Source organism: Clostridium sp. YIM B02555 (assembly GCF_022320955.1).
GTDB classification, from domain to species: domain Bacteria; phylum Bacillota; class Clostridia; order Clostridiales; family Clostridiaceae; genus Clostridium; species Clostridium saccharoperbutylacetonicum.
The window spans coordinates 73,495-96,295 of sequence record NZ_JAKJJY010000011.1; the positions used below are offsets into that span (position 1 = coordinate 73,495).

26 protein-coding genes are annotated in these 22,801 nt (G+C 28.7%); 21 read left to right on the forward strand and 5 right to left on the reverse strand.

Translation table 11 applies throughout. The features are described from left to right. The first annotated feature begins 28 nt into the window (after window positions 1-28). From L3B98_RS16045 to L3B98_RS16070, 6 genes are all read left to right on the forward strand, one after another. Window positions 29-802, forward strand: coding sequence for an RNA polymerase sigma factor (locus L3B98_RS16045; RefSeq protein ID WP_238917493.1), 774 nt, complete (start codon window positions 29-31; stop codon window positions 800-802). Between the two features lie 90 nt (window positions 803-892). Next, window positions 893-1,249, forward strand: coding sequence for a VOC family protein (locus L3B98_RS16050; RefSeq protein ID WP_015393478.1), 357 nt, complete (start codon window positions 893-895; stop codon window positions 1,247-1,249). An 88-nt stretch (window positions 1,250-1,337) separates the two neighbouring features. Beyond that, window positions 1,338-1,808 (forward strand): GNAT family N-acetyltransferase, encoded by a 471-nt coding sequence (locus tag L3B98_RS16055; protein ID WP_015393477.1) that lies wholly within the window; start codon window positions 1,338-1,340, stop codon window positions 1,806-1,808. A 152-nt stretch (window positions 1,809-1,960) separates the two neighbouring features. Then, window positions 1,961-2,467, forward strand: coding sequence for a DNA topology modulation protein FlaR (locus L3B98_RS16060; protein ID WP_238917494.1), 507 nt, complete (start codon window positions 1,961-1,963; stop codon window positions 2,465-2,467). A gap of 56 nt (window positions 2,468-2,523) precedes the next feature. After that, a complete protein-coding gene (locus L3B98_RS16065) occupies window positions 2,524-2,808 on the forward strand; it encodes a hypothetical protein (protein ID WP_238917495.1) in 285 nt (94 codons plus the stop codon). Between the two features lie 25 nt (window positions 2,809-2,833). After that, window positions 2,834-3,301 (forward strand): hypothetical protein, encoded by a 468-nt coding sequence (locus tag L3B98_RS16070; protein WP_238917496.1) that lies wholly within the window; start codon window positions 2,834-2,836, stop codon window positions 3,299-3,301. Window positions 3,302-3,495: 194 nt separating this feature from the next. Here the strand turns inward: L3B98_RS16070 and L3B98_RS16075 are convergent, their stop codons facing one another. The 4 genes from L3B98_RS16075 to L3B98_RS16090 all read right to left on the reverse strand — a co-directional run bounded on the left by L3B98_RS16075 (window position 3,496) and on the right by L3B98_RS16090 (window position 7,237). After that, window positions 3,496-4,293 (reverse strand): hypothetical protein, encoded by a 798-nt coding sequence (locus L3B98_RS16075; RefSeq protein WP_238917497.1) that lies wholly within the window; start codon window positions 4,291-4,293, stop codon window positions 3,496-3,498. A gap of 279 nt (window positions 4,294-4,572) precedes the next feature. After that, on the reverse strand, window positions 4,573-5,328 hold the full coding sequence (gene dapB, locus L3B98_RS16080; protein WP_238917498.1) for a 4-hydroxy-tetrahydrodipicolinate reductase: 756 nt from the start codon (window positions 5,326-5,328) through the stop codon (window positions 4,573-4,575). Between the two features lie 9 nt (window positions 5,329-5,337). Further along, on the reverse strand, window positions 5,338-6,216 hold the full coding sequence (dapA, locus tag L3B98_RS16085) for a 4-hydroxy-tetrahydrodipicolinate synthase (RefSeq protein WP_077363794.1): 879 nt from the start codon (window positions 6,214-6,216) through the stop codon (window positions 5,338-5,340). A 28-nt stretch (window positions 6,217-6,244) separates the two neighbouring features. Beyond that, the gene (locus L3B98_RS16090; RefSeq protein WP_015393470.1) at window positions 6,245-7,237 is read right to left on the reverse strand and encodes an aspartate-semialdehyde dehydrogenase; all 993 of its coding nucleotides are present in this window, start codon (window positions 7,235-7,237) and stop codon (window positions 6,245-6,247) included. A 269-nt stretch (window positions 7,238-7,506) separates the two neighbouring features. On the opposite strand from L3B98_RS16090, the gene L3B98_RS16095 reads away from it, so the two are divergent. The 11 genes from L3B98_RS16095 (at window position 7,507) to L3B98_RS16145 (ending at window position 17,781) form a co-directional block, all read left to right on the forward strand. Next, window positions 7,507-7,722, forward strand: coding sequence for a small, acid-soluble spore protein, alpha/beta type (locus tag L3B98_RS16095; RefSeq protein ID WP_077363792.1), 216 nt, complete (start codon window positions 7,507-7,509; stop codon window positions 7,720-7,722). 118 nt (window positions 7,723-7,840) lie between these two features. Next, entirely contained in the window at window positions 7,841-8,578 is a 738-nt protein-coding gene (locus L3B98_RS16100) for a class I SAM-dependent methyltransferase (protein ID WP_015393468.1), read from the forward strand. Between the two features lie 140 nt (window positions 8,579-8,718). After that, complete coding sequence (hslO, locus tag L3B98_RS16105; protein WP_077363788.1) at window positions 8,719-9,600, forward strand: Hsp33 family molecular chaperone HslO; 882 nt, start codon at window positions 8,719-8,721, stop codon at window positions 9,598-9,600. A gap of 209 nt (window positions 9,601-9,809) precedes the next feature. Beyond that, on the forward strand, window positions 9,810-10,568 hold the full coding sequence (locus tag L3B98_RS16110) for a YdcF family protein (protein ID WP_077363786.1): 759 nt from the start codon (window positions 9,810-9,812) through the stop codon (window positions 10,566-10,568). Window positions 10,569-10,610: 42 nt separating this feature from the next. Continuing rightward, window positions 10,611-11,459 (forward strand): pseudouridine synthase, encoded by an 849-nt coding sequence (locus L3B98_RS16115; protein ID WP_238917499.1) that lies wholly within the window; start codon window positions 10,611-10,613, stop codon window positions 11,457-11,459. Between the two features lie 51 nt (window positions 11,460-11,510). Then, the gene (locus L3B98_RS16120; RefSeq protein WP_077363782.1) at window positions 11,511-11,846 is read left to right on the forward strand and encodes a hypothetical protein; all 336 of its coding nucleotides are present in this window, start codon (window positions 11,511-11,513) and stop codon (window positions 11,844-11,846) included. Between the two features lie 76 nt (window positions 11,847-11,922). Further along, window positions 11,923-12,621, forward strand: a complete 699-nt coding sequence (locus L3B98_RS16125) for a response regulator transcription factor (RefSeq protein WP_077363780.1) — start codon at window positions 11,923-11,925, stop codon at window positions 12,619-12,621. Between the two features lie 285 nt (window positions 12,622-12,906). Next, entirely contained in the window at window positions 12,907-14,166 is a 1,260-nt protein-coding gene (locus L3B98_RS16130; RefSeq protein WP_173696425.1) for a TolC family protein, read from the forward strand. A 2-nt stretch (window positions 14,167-14,168) separates the two neighbouring features. Next, entirely contained in the window at window positions 14,169-15,590 is a 1,422-nt protein-coding gene (locus L3B98_RS16135; protein ID WP_238917500.1) for an efflux RND transporter periplasmic adaptor subunit, read from the forward strand. A gap of 5 nt (window positions 15,591-15,595) precedes the next feature. Continuing rightward, entirely contained in the window at window positions 15,596-16,333 is a 738-nt protein-coding gene (locus tag L3B98_RS16140) for an ABC transporter ATP-binding protein (RefSeq protein WP_077363774.1), read from the forward strand. Beyond that, on the forward strand, window positions 16,324-17,781 hold the full coding sequence (locus tag L3B98_RS16145) for an ABC transporter permease (RefSeq protein WP_077363772.1): 1,458 nt from the start codon (window positions 16,324-16,326) through the stop codon (window positions 17,779-17,781). The genes L3B98_RS16140 and L3B98_RS16145 overlap by 10 nt, the downstream gene beginning before the upstream one ends. A gap of 141 nt (window positions 17,782-17,922) precedes the next feature. Here L3B98_RS16145 and L3B98_RS16150 read toward each other — a convergent pair whose 3' ends face one another. Then, entirely contained in the window at window positions 17,923-18,546 is a 624-nt protein-coding gene (locus L3B98_RS16150; protein ID WP_077363770.1) for a hypothetical protein, read from the reverse strand. A 328-nt stretch (window positions 18,547-18,874) separates the two neighbouring features. Between L3B98_RS16150 and leuA the strand changes: the two genes are divergently transcribed. The 4 genes from leuA (at window position 18,875) to hisC (ending at window position 22,696) form a co-directional block, all read left to right on the forward strand. Next, the gene (leuA, locus tag L3B98_RS16155) at window positions 18,875-20,545 is read left to right on the forward strand and encodes a 2-isopropylmalate synthase (RefSeq protein ID WP_077363769.1); all 1,671 of its coding nucleotides are present in this window, start codon (window positions 18,875-18,877) and stop codon (window positions 20,543-20,545) included. Window positions 20,546-20,860: 315 nt separating this feature from the next. After that, window positions 20,861-21,130, forward strand: a complete 270-nt coding sequence (locus L3B98_RS16160) for a CD3324 family protein (RefSeq protein ID WP_015393454.1) — start codon at window positions 20,861-20,863, stop codon at window positions 21,128-21,130. A gap of 58 nt (window positions 21,131-21,188) precedes the next feature. Next, window positions 21,189-21,566 carry a DUF1304 domain-containing protein gene (locus L3B98_RS16165; protein WP_236907718.1) on the forward strand — a complete coding sequence of 126 codons (378 nt, stop codon included), beginning with the start codon at window positions 21,189-21,191 and terminating at the stop codon, window positions 21,564-21,566. Between the two features lie 71 nt (window positions 21,567-21,637). Beyond that, a complete protein-coding gene (gene hisC, locus L3B98_RS16170) occupies window positions 21,638-22,696 on the forward strand; it encodes a histidinol-phosphate transaminase (RefSeq protein WP_077363765.1) in 1,059 nt (352 codons plus the stop codon). Window positions 22,697-22,801 lie beyond the last annotated feature (105 nt).

Genomic DNA, 22,801 nt, shown 5'->3' on the forward strand with positions numbered 1-22,801 from the left:
ATTAGTATATAAGAGAAAGGTGAAAATAATGAATGCTGATGAGTTAATATATAACTATGGAACATATATATACAACTATGCTCTTAAATTATCATGCCATCCAAATACGGCAGAGGATTTATGTCAAGAAACTTTTATAAGAGCATGGGAAAAAATTGATACTCTAAAAAATCCTGATGCAATTAAATCTTGGCTACGTAGAATATGTTTAAATAATTTCTTAATGAATGAGAGACAAAAAAACAATCATATGGAACTTCTTTATGATGAAATTGAAATCCTTGAACAGGAAGGTAATCTTTATATAAATACATATACTAAACCAGAAGATGAAGTTATTGTAAAAGAGTCAATAAGCGAATTACAAAATGGGTGTTTTCTTGCTATGGCACGGCTTCTTACCCTGAATCAAAGAATAGCTTTTTCCCTTGTAGATATGTTTGGTTTATCATTAGAAGAAGTATCAGAGATATTAAATATATCAAAAAGTGCCACAAAGGGACTTCTTTATCGTGCTCATATGAATCTTTCTTCTTTTTTTGATAAGCATTGCAATATTTTAGATGTGAAAAATCCATGTAGCTGTGAAGCATGGATTGAGTTTGCTAGTAAAAAAGAAAATTTACAAGATGAAGTGAAACAAAAGAACAGTAAACTAGTTAAAACCCTAAATTATAAAGAATCAAATTATGCTTTTAATGATAATGTTCGTAATAAAATCATTTATTTATATAAAAATATACCAGATAAGAAACCTTCAGATGAATGGTATGAAAGAGTTATTTGGGTTTTAAATAATTAATTTTAAATTTTTTTAATTAAGTTGCGTGACTTTCATATTTTTAGTGCATCTATATATATGAATAGGAAAAAATTTAAGGAGGAATTTATTATGAAAAACTATGATAATTTTTTTATGGGAGTAAGCAATTTAGAAGAGGCACGAAAGTATTATGAAAATATTTTAGGATTACAGTTAAAATTTGATTTTTCAAAAAAGGGAATGATTGCTTTTAATATTGGTGATGAAGAACCAGCAATTATTTTAAAAGACGAAAATATATTTCCAAATATAAAACCAACAATTTGGTTTGAAGTTGAAAATGTTGAAAATGAGTATAACAAATTAAAAGAAAATGGTGTTGCATTTTTATCTGAACCTTTTCAAATTATGACTGGAATGGCTGTAGAATTTGAAGATCCATTTGGAAATAGATTAGGTATCACAGATTATTCTAAAAGAAAGTAAAATGATACTTTACCAATGGACGTATGAGATAGATTTTCGGTATAACCATATATAAAAATAACATGATTAATAAAAGGAAGGTACAACAATGAAAATTACAGAAACTCAAGCGAATACACAAGATGCTATAAATTTAATGGAAGAACTATCTAAGAGTTTAGAATTTATAACGGGTGATAGTGGAAAAAATTCTTTTAATTCAAATGATGTTTCTGTTCCTCGTTCATTATTTGTAGTAGCATATAATGAAGAGGGGGAGGCAATAGGTTGCGGAGCAATACGACCTATTAATGAAGAGGTTGCTGAGGTTAAAAGAATGTTTGCAAAGACAAAAGCAATTGGAGTTGGAAGTGAAATCTTGCACTACTTAGAGAATGGAGCAAAAAAGTTGGGTTACTCTGCTCTTTGGCTTGAAACTAGATTGATAAATGAAAGAGCAGTAAGATTTTACGAAAAAAATGGTTATCATCGTATCTCTAATTATGGTAAGTATGTAAATAAACCTGAAGCAGTTTGTTTTGAAAAAAATATAATCATGGATTTGAAAGGGAACTATTAAAGTAATTGTGATTAATAAAGTTTATATGTAAATTAAAAGGTGAAAAAATCAATACAAATAATTTAAATATCGAACAAGTTGTAGATATTATTATTAAAAGAATTACGTAGCTTTGAAGTGTAAACTGTGTGCTTATTTATGGAGGTGATATTTTGAAGATAGATATTATTGGAGCAGTTGGAAGTGGTAAGACTACATTAGCACACAAGATAGCTAAAGAATTCCATATTCCTTGTTATGAACAAGATAATGTTGTTTGGATTAGAACAAGTAAAGGTGATGTTAGGCGTACGGATGATGAAATAGAAAAATTTTTTTTTGATATATTAGAAAGTGAGAATTGGATAATTGAAGGTTCACCAAGAAAGCTTTTAAAAAAGCGCTACGAATATAGTGAATATATTATTTTTTTAGATACAAATTCTTTATTAAGATTGTATAGAATTTTAAGACGATGGGTTCGGCAGAGATTTGGAAGAGAAGCTTATAATACCAAACCAACTTTAAAATTTTTATGGATGAATATAAAATGGCATTTTGAATTTAATAATGAAAAGAAGCTGTTAATGACAGAATTACTACAATGTGGTGAAAGGTATAAGAGATTTACAAATGGACGAGAAGTTATGGATTTTTGTTCTAGTACATACAAAAAGTAAGATGGTATTTAGCAAAATTTATAAATCATAATGTAATTTGAAAAGGAGTTTGTATTATGGAATATGATCAATATGTAGAATTAGGATTAAATGGTGAAGCACCGTTAAAATTAATATTATGCGGGAATGTTGAAAATAAAAATGACTGTAATGTTGGAGTAGTAGCAGTTGTATATGCTACTACCGATAAAAACTTGGCGGAAGAAAAGATGAAGGAATTAATAAATAATAAAGAGAATTCAGATAAGTATTATATGGTGTATAGTGTTCCACTTAATACTGATTTGACAACGCTTGATCATTATCCATCAATAGAAATAACTAAAGAAGATTTATTATAATTAAGAGAAGTAAATGGAGGTAAAAATGGAAAATAAAAATAAATTTGTACCAGATGATTTTATTGTTCCTATTGAGCATATAAGTGAAAATTTCACTATACGTAAACTAACTGCATTAGATTTAAAAGAAGATTATATTGCAGTTATGGAAGCTAAAGAGCATATTCATGAACTTTATACGGAAGAATATACAAATGGATGGCCAGCTGATAATCTAACAATCGAGGAAGATGAGATGGATTTAATAAGGCACGAGAAAGAATTTGATGAAAGAGTAGCGTTTGCTTATACTGTATTTGATTTAGAAAATAAAAACTGTTTGGGATGTCTTTATATTGATCCAAGCAATTATCATGATGCTGAAATTACAATGTGGACAAGAAATAGTATAACAGACGAACTTTTGTATAGAATCATTAAAAATTGGATAAAAAGAGATTGGCCATTTAAAAATGTCAACTACCCAATCTTTGAAGAATTATATGATAAATAGTGTCAATGAAGAATCTATTATCGTAATAGAACATAAGCTCAATTTGAAAATTAAAGAATAACCATTAATTGGTTATCCTTTTTTTCATATTAGTCATGCATAATACTTCACCCTTTGTTTTTCAGATTTTAAAATAAGCATTTGTTTATATTATAGTATTGACAAATATATTGTTACTTATAACAAGAATTTATTTATTTTATATTTGGATTTTCCCAATTTAATGAATAAACTAATAACATTTTGGGATCATCAATTGTTACTTCAATTTCACTATTATCAGGAAAATGATACTCTTTCGTTTCTAAAGCTATGCGGCTATCTGTAGAAGGAAATTTCTCATAAATTGCAGAATCAGTTCTATATTTTTTATTAATTTTAATTGTTAATGTTAGTTTTTTTGTAGGTTCAACAATTGTTGTAGAAAAAGATGGTGACGCTTTCATTTCTTTATCAGTTAATTTAAAAATTAGAGTTAAATCGATGATTTCTCCTTTTTTAAACTTTTTACCAAAATAGACTTCAAATTGTTGGTAAGAATCTCTTCTTGTTGTAGAAAAAATTTTATTATGAGAATCTGAACTTGTAATAATAGGATTATTGTCACCGGTCCAATTATATTTATCATGAAATCTATCAGTGCTCTTACGCAATAGAATTTTATATTTTTTTGTATATGTTATGTCCTCTGGACTATTATATTCATATGTCAGCTTTTTTTCGAGAAATATATAATCAAAATCTATATCTAAATAGAAATTATGAAGAGGACTAACCTTTTTATAGATCACTAATGCTAATAAAGCAACTAAAATAACAGAAGTAATAGTGATTATAGGTGCATAATCCATCAAATATTTGTTATTAATAGAAATAGAGTGAGTTATAAGACCAGAGATTCCACCAAGTGCGAAAACAAGCAAATAATTAATTAAATCATATATACCTTTGCCAAGTGCACTTTCCAATGCTTTTTTGATACATTCTAGCATTCGATAACCTCCATAAATATATAACTTTTATAAATTTTATTATTAGAAGTTATAAAATATACCCATACATTGTATCGATTAAAAAATATTTTTTTTATTAATGCAGATTTGCGGAATTTAATAAATATGCCAAATAAAATAACACAATATATTACATTTTCAATAATCTGAATAGATTATATTTAAGGTGGGATTTGACAATTGATAAGTGTTATATATAAATATATAAAAACAGAAGTGATGTAAGTATCACTTCTGTTTTTTATAAGTTCAAATTTATTATTCAAGCCCTATGACATCATTCATATCATAAAGACCTGGATTAGTTACAGTAGCCATGTATTCGCAGGCTTTTAAAGCACCAACTGCAAATACTTCTCTTGAAATTGCTTTATGAGTTAATTCAATTACCTCACCAGTTCCAGCAAAGATAACTTCGTGATCGCCTATAATACCACCACCTCTAACAGCATGGATACCAATTTCATTTTCTTCTCTTTTAGCATTGCCTTCTCTTCCATAAACATACGTTGTTGTATCTTTTATAGATTCCTTAGCAGCGTCTGCAAGCATTAATGCAGTACCGCTAGGTGCATCAACTTTTTGGTTATGATGTTTTTCGATTATTTCTATATCATAATTTCCATAAAGCATTGGAGTGATTTTCTTTAAAAGAGAACTTATTAAATTTATCCCAAAAGACATATTGCCAGATCTAAATAATTTTAAAGTTTTACTTTTTTCATCTATTAGTGCTATATCTTCTGGTGTAAAGCCAGTAGAACATATTACTAATGGCTTTTGAGTTTTTTCAGTTAAGTTTAATAAATCATTAAGAGCTTCGGCTCTTGAGAAATCTAATAAAACATCATATTCAAGATTTAAAGCTTGTGCATTTTCAAATATAGGGTAGGGTGCATTACTTTGGAACTTATCAATCCCAGCAACTATTTCTAAATTTTTGAATTTAGTAGAGCAGTCAGTAATCATTTTTCCCATTTTACCTGAACAGCCGTTTAATACTATTTTAATCATCTTATCACCTTACATTAATTTATTCTCTTTTAAAACAGCTTTTAAAAGTTCTTCATTTTTATCTTCCATTTCGCAAAGAGGAAGTCTAAGCTCTCCAACTTTAAAGCCTATAAGATTCATTGCTGTTTTAATAGGGATCGGATTTGTTTCTACAAATAGAGTATTTGTTAAAGCTAAAGTATCAAGTTGAATATCTAAAGCTTCTTTGAAATTATTATTTAAACAATTTTTAGCCATTTCATGGACTTTGTTAGGAATTATGTTGGCTAATACAGAAATAACTCCTTTACCACCAAGTGCCATAATAGCTACTATTTGATCATCATTACCAGAGTATATATCAATAGAATCTTTGCATAAGGCCTTCATTTGTACAACCTGACTGATATTTCCACTAGCTTCTTTTATTCCAACAATATTATTTAATTTAGAAAGTTCTAGTAAAGTGCTTGGAGTTACATTAACTCCTGTTCTACTTGGAACATTGTAAATTATTATTGGTGTATTTACTTCAGCATTGATAGCTGAAAAATGTTTTACCAAGCCCTTTTGAGTGGTTTTATTGTAATAGGGTGTAATAACAAGAAGTCCATCAGCTCCAGCTGCTTCTGCATATTTACTCATGGAAATGGCAGAAGCAGTATTATTAGAGCCTGTTCCAGCTATAACAGGAATTCTTTTGTTTATTACATCAACAGTAAATTTAATCGTAGCTTGTATCTCTTTTTCTGTCATTGTAGTAGCTTCACCTGTAGTGCCACAAATAACAATTGCATCTGTACCTTCCTTTACATGCCATTCTAAGAGCTCTTCAAGTTTCTTGAAATCAACTCCAGTTTCATTAAAAGGGGTAACTATGGCTACAGCTGAGCCTTGAAAGATTGACATTTAGATTCCTCCAACGTAATTACTTAAATTATTTGTTGTCCTTTATCATTATTTCTGCAATTTGGATAGCATTAAGAGCTGCTCCTTTTCTTATGTTATCACCAACAACCCATAGATTTAATCCATTGTCAATACTAAAATCTCTTCTGATTCTTCCAACATATACATCATCTTTACCTGAAACTTCAAGAGCTGTTGGATATTTTAATTCCTTAACATTATCATATACAGTTACACCTTGAGTGTTTCCTAATAATTCAAAAATATCTTTTATATCAAATTCAGAATTTAGTTCAACATTGATACTTTCACTATGTCCGTTAAGAACTGGAACTCTAGCAGTAGTAGCTGTAATTCTTAAGTCTGGTTCATGAAGAATTTTTCTTGTTTCTTTAATCATTTTTTCTTCTTCTTTAGTATAACCATCTTCTAAAAATACATCTATATGAGGTAAAACATTACCAGCTATAGGATATGGGAATTTCTTAGGTGCTACACCTTTAACTCCATCTTCTAAATCTCTTATACCTTGGATACCGGCTCCAGATACTGCTTGGTAAGTAGAATATACTATTCTCTTAATTCCATATTTGTTATGTAAAGCTTTCATGATTGGCATTGCTTGAATTGTAGAACAGTTTGGATTAGCTATAATTCCTTTATGAAGTTTGATATCTTCAGGGTTAACTTCAGGTACTACTAGTGGTACCTCAGGATCCATTCTCCAAGCACTACTATTGTCAATTACTACAGCTCCATATTGAGCAAAAACAGGTGCAAATTCTTTACTTGCATCCCCACCAGCTGAAAATAGTGCATAATCTATTTTTTTATCTTTTATATTCTTTTCACAAGTTTCTTCAACCACATATTCTTTTCCTTTAAAAGGTAAAGTACTTCCTTCTGATCTTTTTGATGCGAAAAGATATAAATCTTTTACTGGAAAGTTTCTTTCTTCTAAGATTTCTAAAAACTTTCTGCCTACGTTTCCAGTAGCCCCAACTATTGCAACATTATACACAATAATCCCTCCTAAATTTATTTATAATAATTTTATTTATACAAATACTATAGTTAAATATTGAATAAATATCAAGTCAATGAGAAAAATAATTTGAAAAAAACTATTCATTAATCAATAATTCTTTTCATTATCAAAGAAAAATCAAGGATTATGTGAATAATTATACATAATTATTTATAAAATTATGAAAAGTAATTTATAAGAATAGATATAAATAATAAGGATAAAATAGCAATAGTAGATTTTGAAATTTGGAGGAATAAGTTATGGCAGATAGAACTATGAAAAAAGTAATAAAGGCAAAATTAAAAGCAAATAAGGAACTTACAGAAGAAGAAAAATTGCGAGAAAAAATTAAATATGAAATAGCGGAAGAGCTAGGTTTAATGGATAAAGTTAATAGAGAAGGCTGGGGAGGCTTATCAGCAGGAGAAACTGGTAGAATAGGTGGAATTATGGCTAAGAGAAAAAAAGAAAAATAATCATAGCAATTCTTGACATGCTATTTATTTTCATGTGCCTAATTTGACTAAGTAAAGAATTACGATATAATATATTAGAAGAATTAGTATTTTAAAATTAAGGACGTGATTAAAGTATATGGCATATAAAGAATTTGCAACTATTTATGATGAATTAATATATGAAGATATTAATTATGATAAAATTGCAGAAAAAGTAGTGAATTTATGCAAAGAAAACAATGTGAATTTTGACAATTATCTAGATTTAGCCTGTGGAACAGGTAATGTAGCAATAAAGGTAGCAAAATACTTTAATAGCCTATATGCTGTAGATTTATCAGATGAAATGTTAAATATGGCTTTTGAAAAATTCAAGAAGAACAAGATCAAAGCAAAAGTAATATGCCAGGATATGAGTGAGTTAAGCTTGAATAAAAAATTCGATCTAATAACATCAGTTCTTGATTCAACAAATTACATAACAGAAACTGAAGCTTTAGAAAATTATTTTTTAAAAGTAAATGAGCATTTATCTGAAAATGGACTTTTTATTTTTGATATTAATTCATATTATAAACTTTCAACAGTACTAGGCAATAATATTTATACATATAGTTCTGACGATGTTTTCTACACATGGGAAAATTCATTTGAAGATGATATTGTAAATATGTTTTTAACATTTTTTGTTAAACAAGAAAATAATTTATATGAAAAGTTTGAAGAAGAGCATTTTGAAAGAGCTTATAGTGAAGAATATATTGAAGATATTTTAAAGAAATGTCAATTTAAAATACTGAATAAATTTGAAGGATATTCAAATGAAAAAGTAAAAGAGAATTCTGAAAGAATTCTTTATGTTGTGGGAAAATAGTGCTATTAGATGACAATTATCAATAGTAAACTATAAATGTTTAATTAATTAGGAAATTTAGGATTTCTTAAACTTAGATTTCTAATATTAATTAGAACCTATAAATAAATAATTAACTTAATAAAGTAGGAGATAAAGATATGGGAAAAGATAAAATAATAAGAGCAACTGCAAAAGGTGGAATGGTAAGAATTATTGCAGGAATTACAACTGAATTAGTAGATGAAGGTGCAAAACTACACGATTGTACTCCAGTAGCATCAGCAGCTTTGGGAAGAATGCTTACTGCAGGAGCTATAATGGGCGCTACATTAAAGAATAAGAAGGAAGTTATCACCTTAAGGATAAATGGTGGTGGTGAAATTAATGGAATTACTGTTACAGCTCATAGTGATGGAACTGTAAAGGGAGTTATAGGTAATCCATATATTGAAAGACCATTAAATAATATAGGAAAACTTGATGTTGGTGGAGCAATAGGAACAAATGGAATTTTTTATGTAATAAAAGATTTAGGATTAAAAGATCCATATATAGGACAAGTGCCAATACAAACTGGTGAAATTGGTGATGATTTAGCTTTTTACTATACAGTATCTGAGCAAACACCTTCAGCTGTTTCACTAGGTGTATTAGTTGATACAGATTTATCAATAAAAGCAGCTGGGGGATTTATTGTACAAATGATGCCAGGTGCAGATGAACTTCTTGCTGATGTAATAACTTATAGACTTCAAGAAATTCCTCCAATTTCAACCTTAATAAGTGAAGGCAAAAGTATAGAAGAAATTTTAGAATTTATATTTGATGGAATGGATTTAAAAATATTAGATTCAATGAATCCAGAATATAAATGTGATTGTTCTAGAGGAAGAATAGAAAAAGCTCTGATATCTATTGGTAAAGAAACACTTCAAGAAATATATGATGATAATAAAACAGAAGAAGTTGTATGTCATTTTTGTAATAAAAAATATGAATTTACGCATGAAGAAATTGGTAAATTGTTAAATAATAAATAATTTATATACCCAATTAAATGCACTTTTGTTGAAAGTTAGTTTAGCAAGAGTGTATTTATTTGTGAAAAATTAAGTATAACAATATTATTACAAACTATTAAGAATCTATTACATATCCTATAAATTTCTCTAAATATAAGCATAAAGCTACAAAAATTAGTTATAATGAGCTTAATAAAGACATGACTAATTTGAAGGAGATGAGATTTATGAGAAAAAATTGGAGCATTATATTAGGTATATTTTTACTTATTTATGTAATCTACATTAATTTTATTAGCGGAACTAAAATTGCCTTTAGTGTTCCAATAGTATTTTTAGGAATTATATTAATATTCTTTAATTTCATTAAGGAAAAAATTATGAGAAATAAAGCTATAATAAAAGGCTTAAGTATTATAAAAAAGCTTTTAGTCGTATTACTTATTTGCTTTATTAGTATTGAAATAGTTATTGTTGCTTTTCCTAAACATAATGATAAAAAGGATGATTATGCTATTGTTTTAGGTGCTGGATTAGCCAATGGAGAAACTCCTAGTTTAATACTTGAAGACAGGCTTGATGTAGCAATAAAATATTCCAAGGAAAATCCTGATTCATATTTGGTTTTATCTGGAGGGCAAGGTGCGGATGAAAAGCTGCCTGAATCTCTTGCAATGAAAAAATATTTAATTGACAATGGAATAAATGAAAACAAAATATTAATTGAAGATAAATCAAGAGATACAAATGAGAATTTTAAATATTCAAAAAAAGTAATAGAGAATAATAGTCATAAAGATATAAAAGATGTGAGCGTAAAAATAATTACAACAGACTTTCATGCATTAAGAAGTAGTATTTTAGCAAAGAAAAATGGTTATGGATATTTTGATAATTATTCAAGTGATACTGTTTGGTATTTAATTCCTATTACATATACTAGAGAGGCTTTTGCACTCATAAAAAGCATATTATTTGATAAATAGTAGAATGATTGATTTATATTGAGGAAGGAATAAAGATATTTAATGAGAATAAATAAACTTTTTAGCAATTATGGAATTTGTTCACGAAAAGAAACTAATAAATTAATTGAAGAAAAGCGAATTAAAGTAAATGGTAAACTATGTGTATTAGGACAATGGATTGAGGAGGATGTAGATAAAATACTTCTTGATGATAAACCTATTTACAAAAAGGATAAAATTTATATTGCTATGAATAAACCAGTTGGAATTATCTGCACAGCACAAAATGATGTCAAAGGTAATATAATCGATTTTTTAGGGCATTCTGAATATGTTTTTCCTGTAGGAAGACTAGATAAAGACTCTCAGGGACTTATAATAATGACTAATGATGGTGAATTAGCTAATGCAATTTTAGAATGTGAAAATTTACATGAAAAAGAGTATATTGTAACTGTTGATAGAAAATTTGAAGATGAATTTATTGCTAAAATGTCTGAAGGTGTTGAAATTTCAGTAGATGAGAGTTCTGGAATAAAAAGGATATCGGATACCTTAGGGGTATATAAAAATATAAATGAATTTAATTCAGAAAAATTCACTGATTTTGTAAGTTTAAAGGAATTAGCGGAGAAGAATCTTATTAAGAAAAATAAAATAAAAACCAGACCCTGCAAGCTTGTAAAAATAGATGATTTATCCTTTAGAATTATTTTAACACAAGGACTTAATAGGCAAATACGCAAAATGTGCGGAGCCTTAGGTTACAAAGTGATCAGGCTTGAAAGGGTCAGAATTATGAATATTACCATAGATAATTTAGAAGATGGAAAATGGAGATATCTAAGGAAAGAAGAAATAGCTGAACTTAAAAGTAAAGCTTTTAATAGTGAATATTGTAATAAGTAAAGCCTTATGAGATAATAGCTTGAATACAAATATGTGTGGAGCGTGTAGAAAATGGACAAAGAATATATAAATGCAATAGAAGCAGCAAAAAAGTATAATTTGTTTTTAAAGGTAGTTGTGTCAGTGAAAAGTTTTGATTCATATAATAGTTTCTTTAATATCTATAGTGAACAGGAGGAACCCTGTAGAAGAATTGCGGTTCTTACTAAAACTCAAGAGTTAGAGGAAGTCTATGAGAAAAATGATGCAGAAAAAATAAATGAATGTAAAATTGTAGATGGAAACATATGGATTAAGGATTACTCTTTGCTAACTAATCCAGAAAAGATTGATTTAAAGAGTTTGAGTGTTGATGAGAAATTAGTAGAGGAATTAGTTTGCAAATAAAATATAAAATTGATAAATGAAGTGCAAAGGGCACTTACTTCAAATAAGATTTAACCATTGATTTGGAGGAAATATGGTGAAAAAAATATTAATTATTGAAGATGATGAAAGCATTGCAGAGTTAGAAAAAGATTATCTTGAGATAAATGGATATAAAATAGAAATTGCGCACGATGGAATTCTTGGAGCTAAATTAGCATTAATGGAAGAATTTGATTTAGTATTGCTTGATGTTATGTTACCTGGAAAGGATGGCTTTAAAGTTTGTCAAGAAATTAGAGCAGTTAAACAAATACCTATTTTAATGGTTACAGCTAAAAAAGAAGATATATATATAATTCAAGGACTTGGGCTTGGTGCAGATGATTATATTCTAAAACCGTTTAACCCTAGTGAACTTGTAGCAAGAGTAAATGCACATATAGCAAGATATGAAAGGCTGACTTCCATAGAGAAAAACAATGATATTGATAAAAGTTTAATAGTAATAGGTAGAGTGAAAATATTACTAAAAGCAAGAAGAGTATATGTAGAGGAAAAGGAAGTAAGACTCGCAAATAAGGAATTTGAATTACTATTATTCTTAGCTTCAAATCCTAATATAGTATTTTCAAAAGATACATTGTTAGATAGAATTTGGGGAGAAGAATCTGTAGGTGATAATTCAACCGTAACAGTACATATTAATAGAATTAGAGAAAAGATTGAACAAAATAGTAGTAATCCTCAATATATAGAAACAGTATGGGGCGCTGGATATAGATTCAATATTTAGCAATTTAACTATAATTGTTTTAAATATAAGCATTAAGCTTTGGGAAAGTACAATTATCAAAATATAAAAATGGTAATTGTACTTTTTTTGTAATAAAAAAATAATTTAACATAAATTTAACATTGGTTTATATTTTGTTTAGAATTGTGTAATAGGGCTGTTACAATACCCAATTATAATTAGAGAAACAATTTAAAGTAAATATTGTAATTTTATAATTATATAAGGAAATTAGAAAAATATATAATTATGTTAGAAAAGCGACAAATATGAGGAGGAAAAATGTTGAAAAAGAAATTAATTGGATTTTTGATAATAACATTGGTTTTAACATCTAGTCAAGCATTAATAAGTCCAAGCCGTGTATATGCAGATACTACAACTACTAGCACCACAAGTGAAAATGATTCGACAACAGTAAATGGTAAGTTAAAAGTAAATTTAGATAATATCAAAGATATTATGATTGAAAATAGCTTGAATATGAAAACAATTGATAATAATTTGAAAATAACAAAAGAAAACTATAACTATAATAAAGATCAGAATGGTACAATACCAGAATTAAGGACAAAAATAACCGATACACAAAGTGATATAAGTGCATTTACACCAACTTATGATCCAATAACTGGAAAACAAACAAATGCAGATGATTATACTAAATTAACAAGCAATTTACAAAGTTACAAAAATGAACTTAATAGTTCTGTTTCGTTAAAGTTTCAGTATCTTAAAGCTCAAAAAGATTATAATGACAAAATAGAAACAGCAGTTTATCAGGCTCAAACTGATTATTTAAATTATCTAGTTGCTTTATCTAATGTAAATGTACAAGAAGATCAAACTAAGATTGATAATAAAACAAAAAATATAAATCAGATAGCATATGATAGTGGTTTTATTGCAAAAAAAGATAATGTTACAGCAGGATTAAACACAGCTCAATCAAATAATACTTTAAATGATTATAAAAATGCTGAAGCCTTAGCAAAAACCAAGTTATGTAATGAACTTGGTGTTCAAGAAGATAACGTAGAATTTCAGGTTGATGTTACCGAGGATTTTCAAAAAATAGAAAGTATTAATTATGAAAATGACTTAAATAAAATGTTAGAAAATAATTTGAGTATTCAAGAAGCAGATGATAATATATCTCAGCTTAAAGAAAATAATGATTTAAGAGACTATAATAATGAGGAAAGCGATTTAAATGACCACAATGATACTCTTTATAATTACAATTTAGATAATGCGAATATCTCGTTAGAACAAGCTCAAATGACGGCGAAAACAGATTTTCAAAATCAATATAATACTCTTATTAGCGAATATAATGCTATAAAAAACAGTTACAATCAAATAATTGAATTACAGTCAGAATATAAGGCACAACAAATACAAGTAGATTATGGATTTTTAGCTGCAAATGATTTAGAAAACAATAAATTAAATTTAGATAAAAAAACAGCACAATTTATTAAGGATAGAAATACATGCTACTTGGCGTATTTAAAGTACATTGAAATGAAAGAAGGGTATTAAAATTGGCAGTTAGAAGCGAAAAGTTTAAAAAAATATTGAAAAATAAAAAAATAATAATTAGTGTAGGATTAATATTAGTTTTAGTTGCTGCTGGCGTAGGAGCTAAAGTTTATATTTCAAATAAAAATAGCAAAACTCAAACTAATGTCAGATATGTAACACTTAAAAAAACAAAGGTTGAAAGTACAATTAGTTCCTCAGGTGCAATAAAAAGTGGTGACTCCACTAATGTTTATTCAAACTTTACCTATAATGTGCAAAGTATAAATGTTAGCATTGGAGATGTTGTGAAAAAAGGTGATGTTTTAGCTACAATTGATACTACGACATTAGAACAAGATATTGCGCAAAATGAACAAAGTGTTACTTCTAGTGAGCAAAAAGCTCAATTGAATTTAGCTAATGCAAAGCAGAAGTATGATAATTTGCAATATTTAAATGACAATAACTTGAATACTGATATAATAAATTCTGAAAAAGCTCTTGCTGCTGCAAAACTTGATCTTGAAGAAAAGCAAAGGGTGTATGAATATGATAAAACAATGCTGTCAAATGGACAAATATCTCAAGATACATTAAACAAAGCTAAAGCAGATTATGATAATGCACAAGGGGTTTCTGATAAGAGCTCAGTTGCATTAGAAGCAGCAAAAGTTAATGCAAAGCAAAATCTTGCTCAGGCAAAATCAGATTATGAAACAGCAGAGGCAAATGCCAATGATCACAGTGCAAGACTTCAGTTACAAAATAAAAAGGATCAATTAAAAAATCGTGAAGTAGTAGCACCAGTTGATGGAACTGTAACTAATATAAATGCAGTAGTTGGACAAGAAAGTAGTGGAGCATTATTTGTAGTTCAAGATTTAAATAATTTAATAGTAAATGTAACCGTAGATGAAACAGATATAAATAAAATAAAAGTTGGACAAAAGGCAGAAGTGACAACAGCAGCAAGTGGAAATAGCATTGTTGAAGGTCAAGTTGTTAGCTTTGAACCAGTTTCTAGTGCAGCTAGTGCAAATACTAGCTCAACTTCTACAAGCAATGGAAAATCTAGTACATCTAGCTCTAGTAGCAGTAATTCTACAAGTAGTGATGTAACCTTTAATGTAAAAGTACAATTAACAGGTAAAAATGATGCAATTAAGGTTGGAATGAATTCAGTTGTAAATATTATAACTGATGAAAAATCTGATATTTATGCTATACCATATGATGCAGTTCTTAATAAAAATGGGAAAACAGAAGTTTATGCAGCAGTAGATCAAGGTGGTAAGTATGTTGTTAAAGAAATCCCAATAACCGAAGGGCTACAAGCAGCTGCTAACGTTGAAATTCAAGGAGATCTGTCTGATGGAATGATAATTCTTGATAATCCATCTAGTTATACTGTAGGAAATACAGTGGATATAAAAAAGAGGTGATTTTTTTGAGTGATAATATAATAGAAATGAAGGATATTAGAAAAAGCTTTTACATAGGAACTCCAAATGAATTACACATTTTAAAGGGAATAGATATTAGTGTAAAAGAAGGGGAATTTGTATCCATAGTAGGATCATCAGGATCAGGAAAAAGTACTTTAATGAATATTATAGGAGCACTTGATAGAGCTACTTCTGGAAATTACATTTTAGATGGAACTAATATTGAAGAAATATCTGATAATGGTTTATCAGAAGTAAGAAATAAACAAATAGGATTTGTGTTTCAAACTTATAATTTGATACCAAGAAGTTCGGCTTTGAAGAATGTTGAGTTACCAATGCTTTATTATGGAATGGGAAGAAAAGAAAGAAAAGAACGTGCAAAAGAGCTTTTAGAACTTGTAGGAATGGCGGATAGAATGAATCATCAACCTAATGAATTATCAGGAGGTCAAAAGCAAAGAGTTGCTATAGCTAGAGCTCTTGCTAATAATCCAAGTATTATACTTGCAGATGAACCAACAGGTGCACTTGATTCGTCAACTGGTAGATTAGTAATGGACTTATTTCATAAAGTTCATGAAGAAGAAGGTAAAACCATTGTATTAATTACTCATAATAATGAGTTAGCAGATGAGACCCAAAGAATTATAACCTTAAAAGATGGAAATATTATATCTGATAAAGAAAATATGGGTTATTATAAAAGAACTCATAAAGAGGAAAAAATATGTTTATAAAAGAAAATATAATGCTTGCAATAGCAGGCCTTAAGTCAAATAAAATGCGAGCATTGCTCACTATGTTAGGAATAATAATAGGTATAGCATCTGTAATAGGAGTTGTATCTGTAGGAAATGCAATGTCGTCATCTGTAACAAATTCAATGGGTCAAATGGGAGCTAGTAATATAACTGTAAATGTACAGCAAAAAGATACTTCTAGCAGCACGAATTCGTATAGTTCACAAGGAAATAATAGTCAATCAGGAAGTGGAAATAATCGAAATGCTTCTGGAAATAATGGAACAAATAGATCTGGTGGAACAGGTGGAGCAAATCCTCTTGGAGGTGCAGGAAGGGCACTAGGAGGTGGAGCACCAGGTGGAGCACCAGGTGGAGGTAGACCAGGAGGTGCAACAGCAGGAAGGCCTGGTAGTTCAAAAGTATCTTCAACAAAAGATACAGATCTTATAACAATGGAACAAATACAAACTTTGCAAAGTAATTTTAGTGACGAAATAGATAGTATAAGCATAAATGAAAACGGAAGTTCTGGAAAAGTTAAATCTGGTACTGCATATGCAAATGTGCAGATAAATGGAACTAATATTGGATTTCAAAATGTTAAGAATATACAAATGCAATATGGAAGTTATTTTTCTCAAGATGATATTGATGGCGCAAGGAATGTGGCAGTAGTTTCTGATAAATTAGTTACTAATGTGTTTGGAAGTGGAGTTAATCCAGTAGGACAAGACATACAAGTATATACTTCAAACGCTATATACACTTATACAGTAATTGGAGTATATCAATACAAATCGCAAGGAAATAGTAGAACTGACTCAGATGCTAATTTAACTACAGATTTGTATATCCCAATATCTGTTGAAAAGAAGACTGCAACTAATAAGAATTATCAAACGTTTCAGATAAAGGCAAAAGATGGAGTTAATGTTCAAGATCTAACAAATAATTTATCTAATTATTTGGCAAATCTTTATGCTAGAAATTCTAAGTTTCAGGCATCTGCAAGCAATATGGAAAGCATGCTTGAGTCAATGACTTCAATGATGAGTTCTATCTCAATGGCTATATCAGCAATTGCTGCAATATCTTTATTTGTTGGCGGTATTGGAGTAATGAATATAATGCTAGTATCAGTTACAGAGAGAACAAGAGAAATAGGAACGAGAAAAGCCCTTGGAGCCAAAAGTGGCCAAATAAAGATGCAATTTATTGTTGAATCTATGATAATCTGTGCAATTGGTGGTATAATAGGAATAATTCTAGGATTAGGGGCAGGAGCCATGGGATCAAAGGCTATGGGATATTCTACAACAGTATCTCCTTTTGTAGTTATAGCAAGTTTCACATTTTCAATGTTTATTGGAGTATTCTTTGGATATTATCCAGCTAAGAAAGCCGCAGAGCTTGATCCAATAGAAGCTCTAAGATATGAATAATTTTAAATGATAAATTAAGGTTGATTTCCTTTGGAAATCTTTAAAATCTGAATAAATTCGTTGTACAATATATGTATCAATTGAATAATAAGAAAGAAAACAATACATTTTTCGTGTAATGTTTTCTTTTTTATAAGGAAACTAAATAAAAGCTTCATATATACCTAAGATGATTATAATAAGCCCAGAAATTATACTTCCATTTTTCTTTAACCAATTATAAACATCAGTATTGAAATATAAAGAACCTAAGTAAAGAAAAATAACAGAAAAGATAAAATAAAAGAAGATACTAATGCTAATATTAATACCAGTAAGCCCAGCACCAAAGGTAGTATAAAGTGTATTTAAAATTAGTGCAGTTGAAAGTGTTAAACCTTCCTTTAATTCAATAGAATTAGATTTATCTAAATCAACTATACTTGGATTTTCGAGAATACTTTTATATTGTAATCCGTTTTCAAAATAGAAGGAAGTATCATAACCAGCATGTTTTTTTTGAATTCGAAAATTATCAGAAATGAAGTATACTCCACTGAGACTTAAAACTACTGCGCCAAATATATTACCTAGAGAAGGATCAAAAAATGTTAAAATAAATTTACCTAATAGCATAGAAATAAAAGTGCCAATAGTTACTATAATAGCTATTAATAATATGATAAATTTAGGAAGTTGAATCTTTTTGTTCTTAAAATTTGATGATACTTGTAAGGTAAAAATAGTAGAAGTGATAGCAAGTAAAAGTGGTGATAAAAATATCATATTAAGCTCCCTAAAAATTATTATAATATAGTATATTCAGGTTCCTTGTAAATGGTTATAATTTGATAAATTTATATAATATATGTATAAATATTAATATTTTCGTTGAAAAAAAGTTAATTTATTTACATATAATAAGTGGTATGGTAAAATACATATAATATTCAAAATTCTAAAGAGGTGATTTAAGTGGGGTTAATAAGAAAGTAGATAAAACAATAATATTTATTATGAAAATTCGAGGCGTAGTTGAGGGACTATATCTGGGAGTCAAAATGGCATGTGGAAATGAATTTTATAATAAATATATATTTGGGGGGCTAATTAGATGTTAAATTATAAGAAATATAAGAGATTTGAAACCATTAAATTCAAGGAAAGAACTTGGCCAGATAATGAAATAACAAAAGCACCAACTTGGTGTAGCGTTGATTTAAGAGATGGTAACCAAGCTCTTATAAATCCAATGACAGTAGATGAAAAAATAGAATTTTTTAAATTGCTTGTGAAACTTGGCTTTAAAGAAATTGAAGTGGGATTTCCTTCAGCATCACAAATTGAATATGATTTTTTAAGAAGACTAGTTGAGGAAAAGCATATTCCAGATGATGTTATAGTACAGGTTTTAACGCAAGCAAGACCACACTTAATCGAAAGGACTTTTGAAGCATTAAAAGATGTTAAAAAAGCGATTGTTCATATTTATAATTCAACTTCTGTTCTTCAAAGAGATGTTGTATTTAATATGGGTAAAGATAAAATTAAAGAAATTGCAATTGAAGGAACTAAATTAGTAAAAGAGTATGCTAAAGAGTTTGATGGAGAAATTTTGCTTGAATATTCTCCAGAAAGTTTTACAGGAACTGAAGTAGAGTATGCTGTTGAAATTTGTGATTCAGTTCTAGATACATGGGGAGCAACTAGTGAAAATAAGGTTATAATTAATCTTCCTTCTACAGTTCAAATGGATACTCCTAATGTTTATGCTGATCAAATTGAATGGATGTGCAAAAACTTTAAAGATAGGGATAGAGTAATGGTAAGTGTTCATCCTCATAATGATAGAGGTACCGGTGTAGCTGATGCAGAACTTGCACTTCTTGCAGGTGCTGATAGAGTTGAAGGAACTTTATTTGGAAATGGGGAGAGAACAGGAAATGTAGATATTCTTACTATAGCTTATAATATGTTTTCTCATGGAGTAAATCCTGAATTAAACCTAGAAAATGTAGATGAAATAATAGAAGTATATGAAAGATGTGTTAAGATTCCAGTTCATGTAAGACATCCGTATGCTGGAAATCTTGTATTTACTGCATTCTCTGGATCACATCAAGATGCAATAAATAAAGGAATGAAGAAGTATCAGGAAAGACATGATAACATATGGCAGGTACCATATTTACCAATAGATCCAAGTGATTTAGGAAGAGAGTATGAAGCATTAGTAAGAATTAATAGTCAGTCAGGTAAAGGCGGAATAGCTTTTGTTATGGATCATTGTTATGGATTTAAGATTCCAAAAACTATGCAAAAAGAGTTTGCAGATGTTATTCAAAATATTTCAGAGGGAAAAGGTGAAGTTTCTCCAGCAGAAGTTATGAACGCATTTGAAAGGGAATATTTAAATTTAGAAGAACCATTTAAGTTAGTAAAATGTGCAATATCTGATATATCTGATTACGATGGAGATGAAGATACCAAAGTTAATGTATCCATAGTTCACAATGGAAATGAAAAAGAACTTGAAGGTATTGGAAATGGTCCTATTGATGCATTTAAAGCAGCCTTAGCAGGAAGTAGTTTGATTAATATTAAGATTATAGATTACACTGAGCATGCATTAAGTACAGGTTCTGAAGCAAAAGCAGCTGCATATGTATATATGGAAAGAGCCGATATCGGTAGTAAAACTTTCGGTGTAGGTGTTGATAGTAATATTACAAGAGCATCAATAAAATCAATGATAAGTGCAATTAACCGTCTATATAAGAATTAAATATGTTTGAATGGATATTTGACTAATAATAAAACCTATATTATTATATAAATGGTAAGTATAGGTATAATATAACTATCTAGTATTAATACTTTATACTAGGTAGTTATTTTTTATGGAAATGGCTAATTAATAAATGTAGATTAGGGGGAATCGTTTTGCAAAAAGACACACCTTTTACACTTTGCGCAGAGTTTATTTAAGGCTTAGGCATTTGACTTAGCATGAAGTTAGAACAATAAGAATAATAGCCTAATATATTTTAAATAAATTCTGTACCCTTAGAGTAAATAATTTCTAAGGAGTGGAATAAAAGTGAAATATATAAGCGCAGAAAATATATTACCAAAAGAATTAATTGAAACAATCCAGAAGTATTGTCAGGGGCAATACGTCTATATCCCAAAGGAAGATGGGATTCGTAGTAAATGGGGAACAAAATCAGGTGCAAGAAAAGAACTTGAAATAAGAAATAAAGAGATTAAATTCAAATTTCAATGTGGACAGAGCAAAGAATCTTTAGCAGAAGATTATTGTTTATCAGTTTCAAGTATAAAGAAGATTGTATATGAAACTAGCACTTAATTTGATAAAAAGTGATAATCTCATTTGCTCATATTGAAACCTTAGAAGGGAGTATAGAATGATGAAGATAATTTTAGATGCATTAATTTTTGCAGTTTCAATGGAACATTTTTTTATTATGATACTTGAGATGTTTTTTATAAAATCTCCAGTGGCTAAAAAAGCTTTTGATTTGGAGAGTGAGTTTCTTGAACAAAAGAAAGTTAATGTAATGTTTGCTAATCAGGGATTATATAATGGATTTTTGGCAGCTGGACTTTTATGGAGTTTATTAGCCTCTGAAGCTATGGGCTTGTACTTAAAGATTTTCTTTTTAAGTTGTGTTATAGTAGCCGCAGTATTTGGATCTATTACTGCAAATAAAAAAATAATATTTACTCAAGGTGGCTTGCCTATTGTTGCAATGGCTGTATTGATTGTTAGTATTTTTGCCTAATGAGTTTTGCACACAAAGATATGTTAAGGTATAATGTATTTAAATAGCAAAACATACTAGGGGGCAATTAAATGAGTAAATTTTGGAATGACAAGGTAAAAGAAATAGAGCCTTATGTGCCTGGGGAGCAGCCTAAGGACAAAAAGTACATAAAATTGAATACTAATGAAAATCCATATCCACCAGCAGATAATGTAATTGAGGCTATGAAAAATGCTGTAAATGATGATTTGAAGCTTTATCCAGATCCAACTTGCAGTGAACTCATAGAGGAAATTGCAAAATATTATAGTTTAAATAAAGATGAAGTTTTTATTGGTAATGGTTCGGATGAGATTTTAGCATTTTCATTTATGACTTTTTTTTCAAAGGAAAAACAAATTTTATTTCCTGATATAAGTTATACATTTTATAAAGTATATGCTGAACTTTTTAATTTAGATTATAAGTTGGTAAAATTAGATGATAATTATAATATACCATTGGAAGAATTGAAATTTTCGAATGGAGGAATAATAATCCCTAATCCAAATGCACCAACAGGTAAATACATTGATATTGAACGGTTGAGAGTCTTAATTGAAACAAATAAGGACAGTGTAGTTATTATTGATGAAGCTTATATAGATTTTGGTGGCGAGTCTATGGTGAAATTCATTAAAGAATATGATAATCTTTTAGTTATTCAAACCTTATCGAAATCACGTTCATTAGCAGGACTTAGAGTAGGTTTTGCTTTAGGACATAGAGATTTAATAGAAGGTTTAAATAGGATAAAAAATAGTATAAATTCATACACTATAGATAGAGTTGCTCTAGCAGGTGCAAAAGTAGCTATAAAGGAACAGGAATATTTTAAAGAAATAACAAATAAAATAATAAATACAAGAGAAAGAACCGTTAATGATTTAGAGGCTTTAGGTTTCCTTATTTTAGAGTCTAAAGCAAATTTTGTTTTTGTGCAGCATAATAAAGTGTCAGGGAAATATCTTTATGAGACATTAAAAGACAATGGAATATTAGTTAGATATTTTAATAAAGATAGAATAGATAATTTTTTAAGAATAACCATAGGAACTGATTTTGAGATGAACACTTTAATTGAAAAGTTAAAATTGATATTAAATTAATCAAAAACAATATTAAAAATGCCCTAGAGGATAGAATGTAAGAAGTTTATCACTATCTAGGGTACTTTTGCATAATAAAAATATAAAAAATCATAATAGACTTTT

Excerpts from the sequence above, each read along its gene's own strand:
- L3B98_RS16045 (WP_238917493.1), top strand. The coding sequence starts at position 29 with ATGAATGCTGATGAGTTAATATATAACTATGGAACATATATATACAAC.
- L3B98_RS16050 (WP_015393478.1), top strand. The coding sequence starts at position 893 with ATGAAAAACTATGATAATTTTTTTATGGGAGTAAGCAATTTAGAAGAG.
- L3B98_RS16055 (WP_015393477.1), top strand. The coding sequence starts at position 1,338 with ATGAAAATTACAGAAACTCAAGCGAATACACAAGATGCTATAAATTTA.
- L3B98_RS16065 (WP_238917495.1), top strand. The coding sequence starts at position 2,524 with ATGGAATATGATCAATATGTAGAATTAGGATTAAATGGTGAAGCACCG.
- L3B98_RS16070 (WP_238917496.1), top strand. The coding sequence starts at position 2,834 with ATGGAAAATAAAAATAAATTTGTACCAGATGATTTTATTGTTCCTATT.
- L3B98_RS16075 (WP_238917497.1), bottom strand. The coding sequence starts at position 4,293 with ATGCTAGAATGTATCAAAAAAGCATTGGAAAGTGCACTTGGCAAAGGT.
- dapB (WP_238917498.1), bottom strand. The coding sequence starts at position 5,328 with ATGATTAAAATAGTATTAAACGGCTGTTCAGGTAAAATGGGAAAAATG.
- dapA (WP_077363794.1), bottom strand. The coding sequence starts at position 6,216 with ATGTCAATCTTTCAAGGCTCAGCTGTAGCCATAGTTACCCCTTTTAAT.
- L3B98_RS16095 (WP_077363792.1), top strand. The coding sequence starts at position 7,507 with ATGGCAGATAGAACTATGAAAAAAGTAATAAAGGCAAAATTAAAAGCA.
- L3B98_RS16100 (WP_015393468.1), top strand. The coding sequence starts at position 7,841 with ATGGCATATAAAGAATTTGCAACTATTTATGATGAATTAATATATGAA.
- hslO (WP_077363788.1), top strand. The coding sequence starts at position 8,719 with ATGGGAAAAGATAAAATAATAAGAGCAACTGCAAAAGGTGGAATGGTA.
- L3B98_RS16110 (WP_077363786.1), top strand. The coding sequence starts at position 9,810 with ATGAGAAAAAATTGGAGCATTATATTAGGTATATTTTTACTTATTTAT.
- L3B98_RS16115 (WP_238917499.1), top strand. The coding sequence starts at position 10,611 with ATGAGAATAAATAAACTTTTTAGCAATTATGGAATTTGTTCACGAAAA.
- L3B98_RS16120 (WP_077363782.1), top strand. The coding sequence starts at position 11,511 with ATGGACAAAGAATATATAAATGCAATAGAAGCAGCAAAAAAGTATAAT.
- L3B98_RS16145 (WP_077363772.1), top strand. The coding sequence starts at position 16,324 with ATGTTTATAAAAGAAAATATAATGCTTGCAATAGCAGGCCTTAAGTCA.
- L3B98_RS16150 (WP_077363770.1), bottom strand. The coding sequence starts at position 18,546 with ATGATATTTTTATCACCACTTTTACTTGCTATCACTTCTACTATTTTT.
- leuA (WP_077363769.1), top strand. The coding sequence starts at position 18,875 with ATGTTAAATTATAAGAAATATAAGAGATTTGAAACCATTAAATTCAAG.
- L3B98_RS16165 (WP_236907718.1), top strand. The coding sequence starts at position 21,189 with ATGATGAAGATAATTTTAGATGCATTAATTTTTGCAGTTTCAATGGAA.
- hisC (WP_077363765.1), top strand. The coding sequence starts at position 21,638 with ATGAGTAAATTTTGGAATGACAAGGTAAAAGAAATAGAGCCTTATGTG.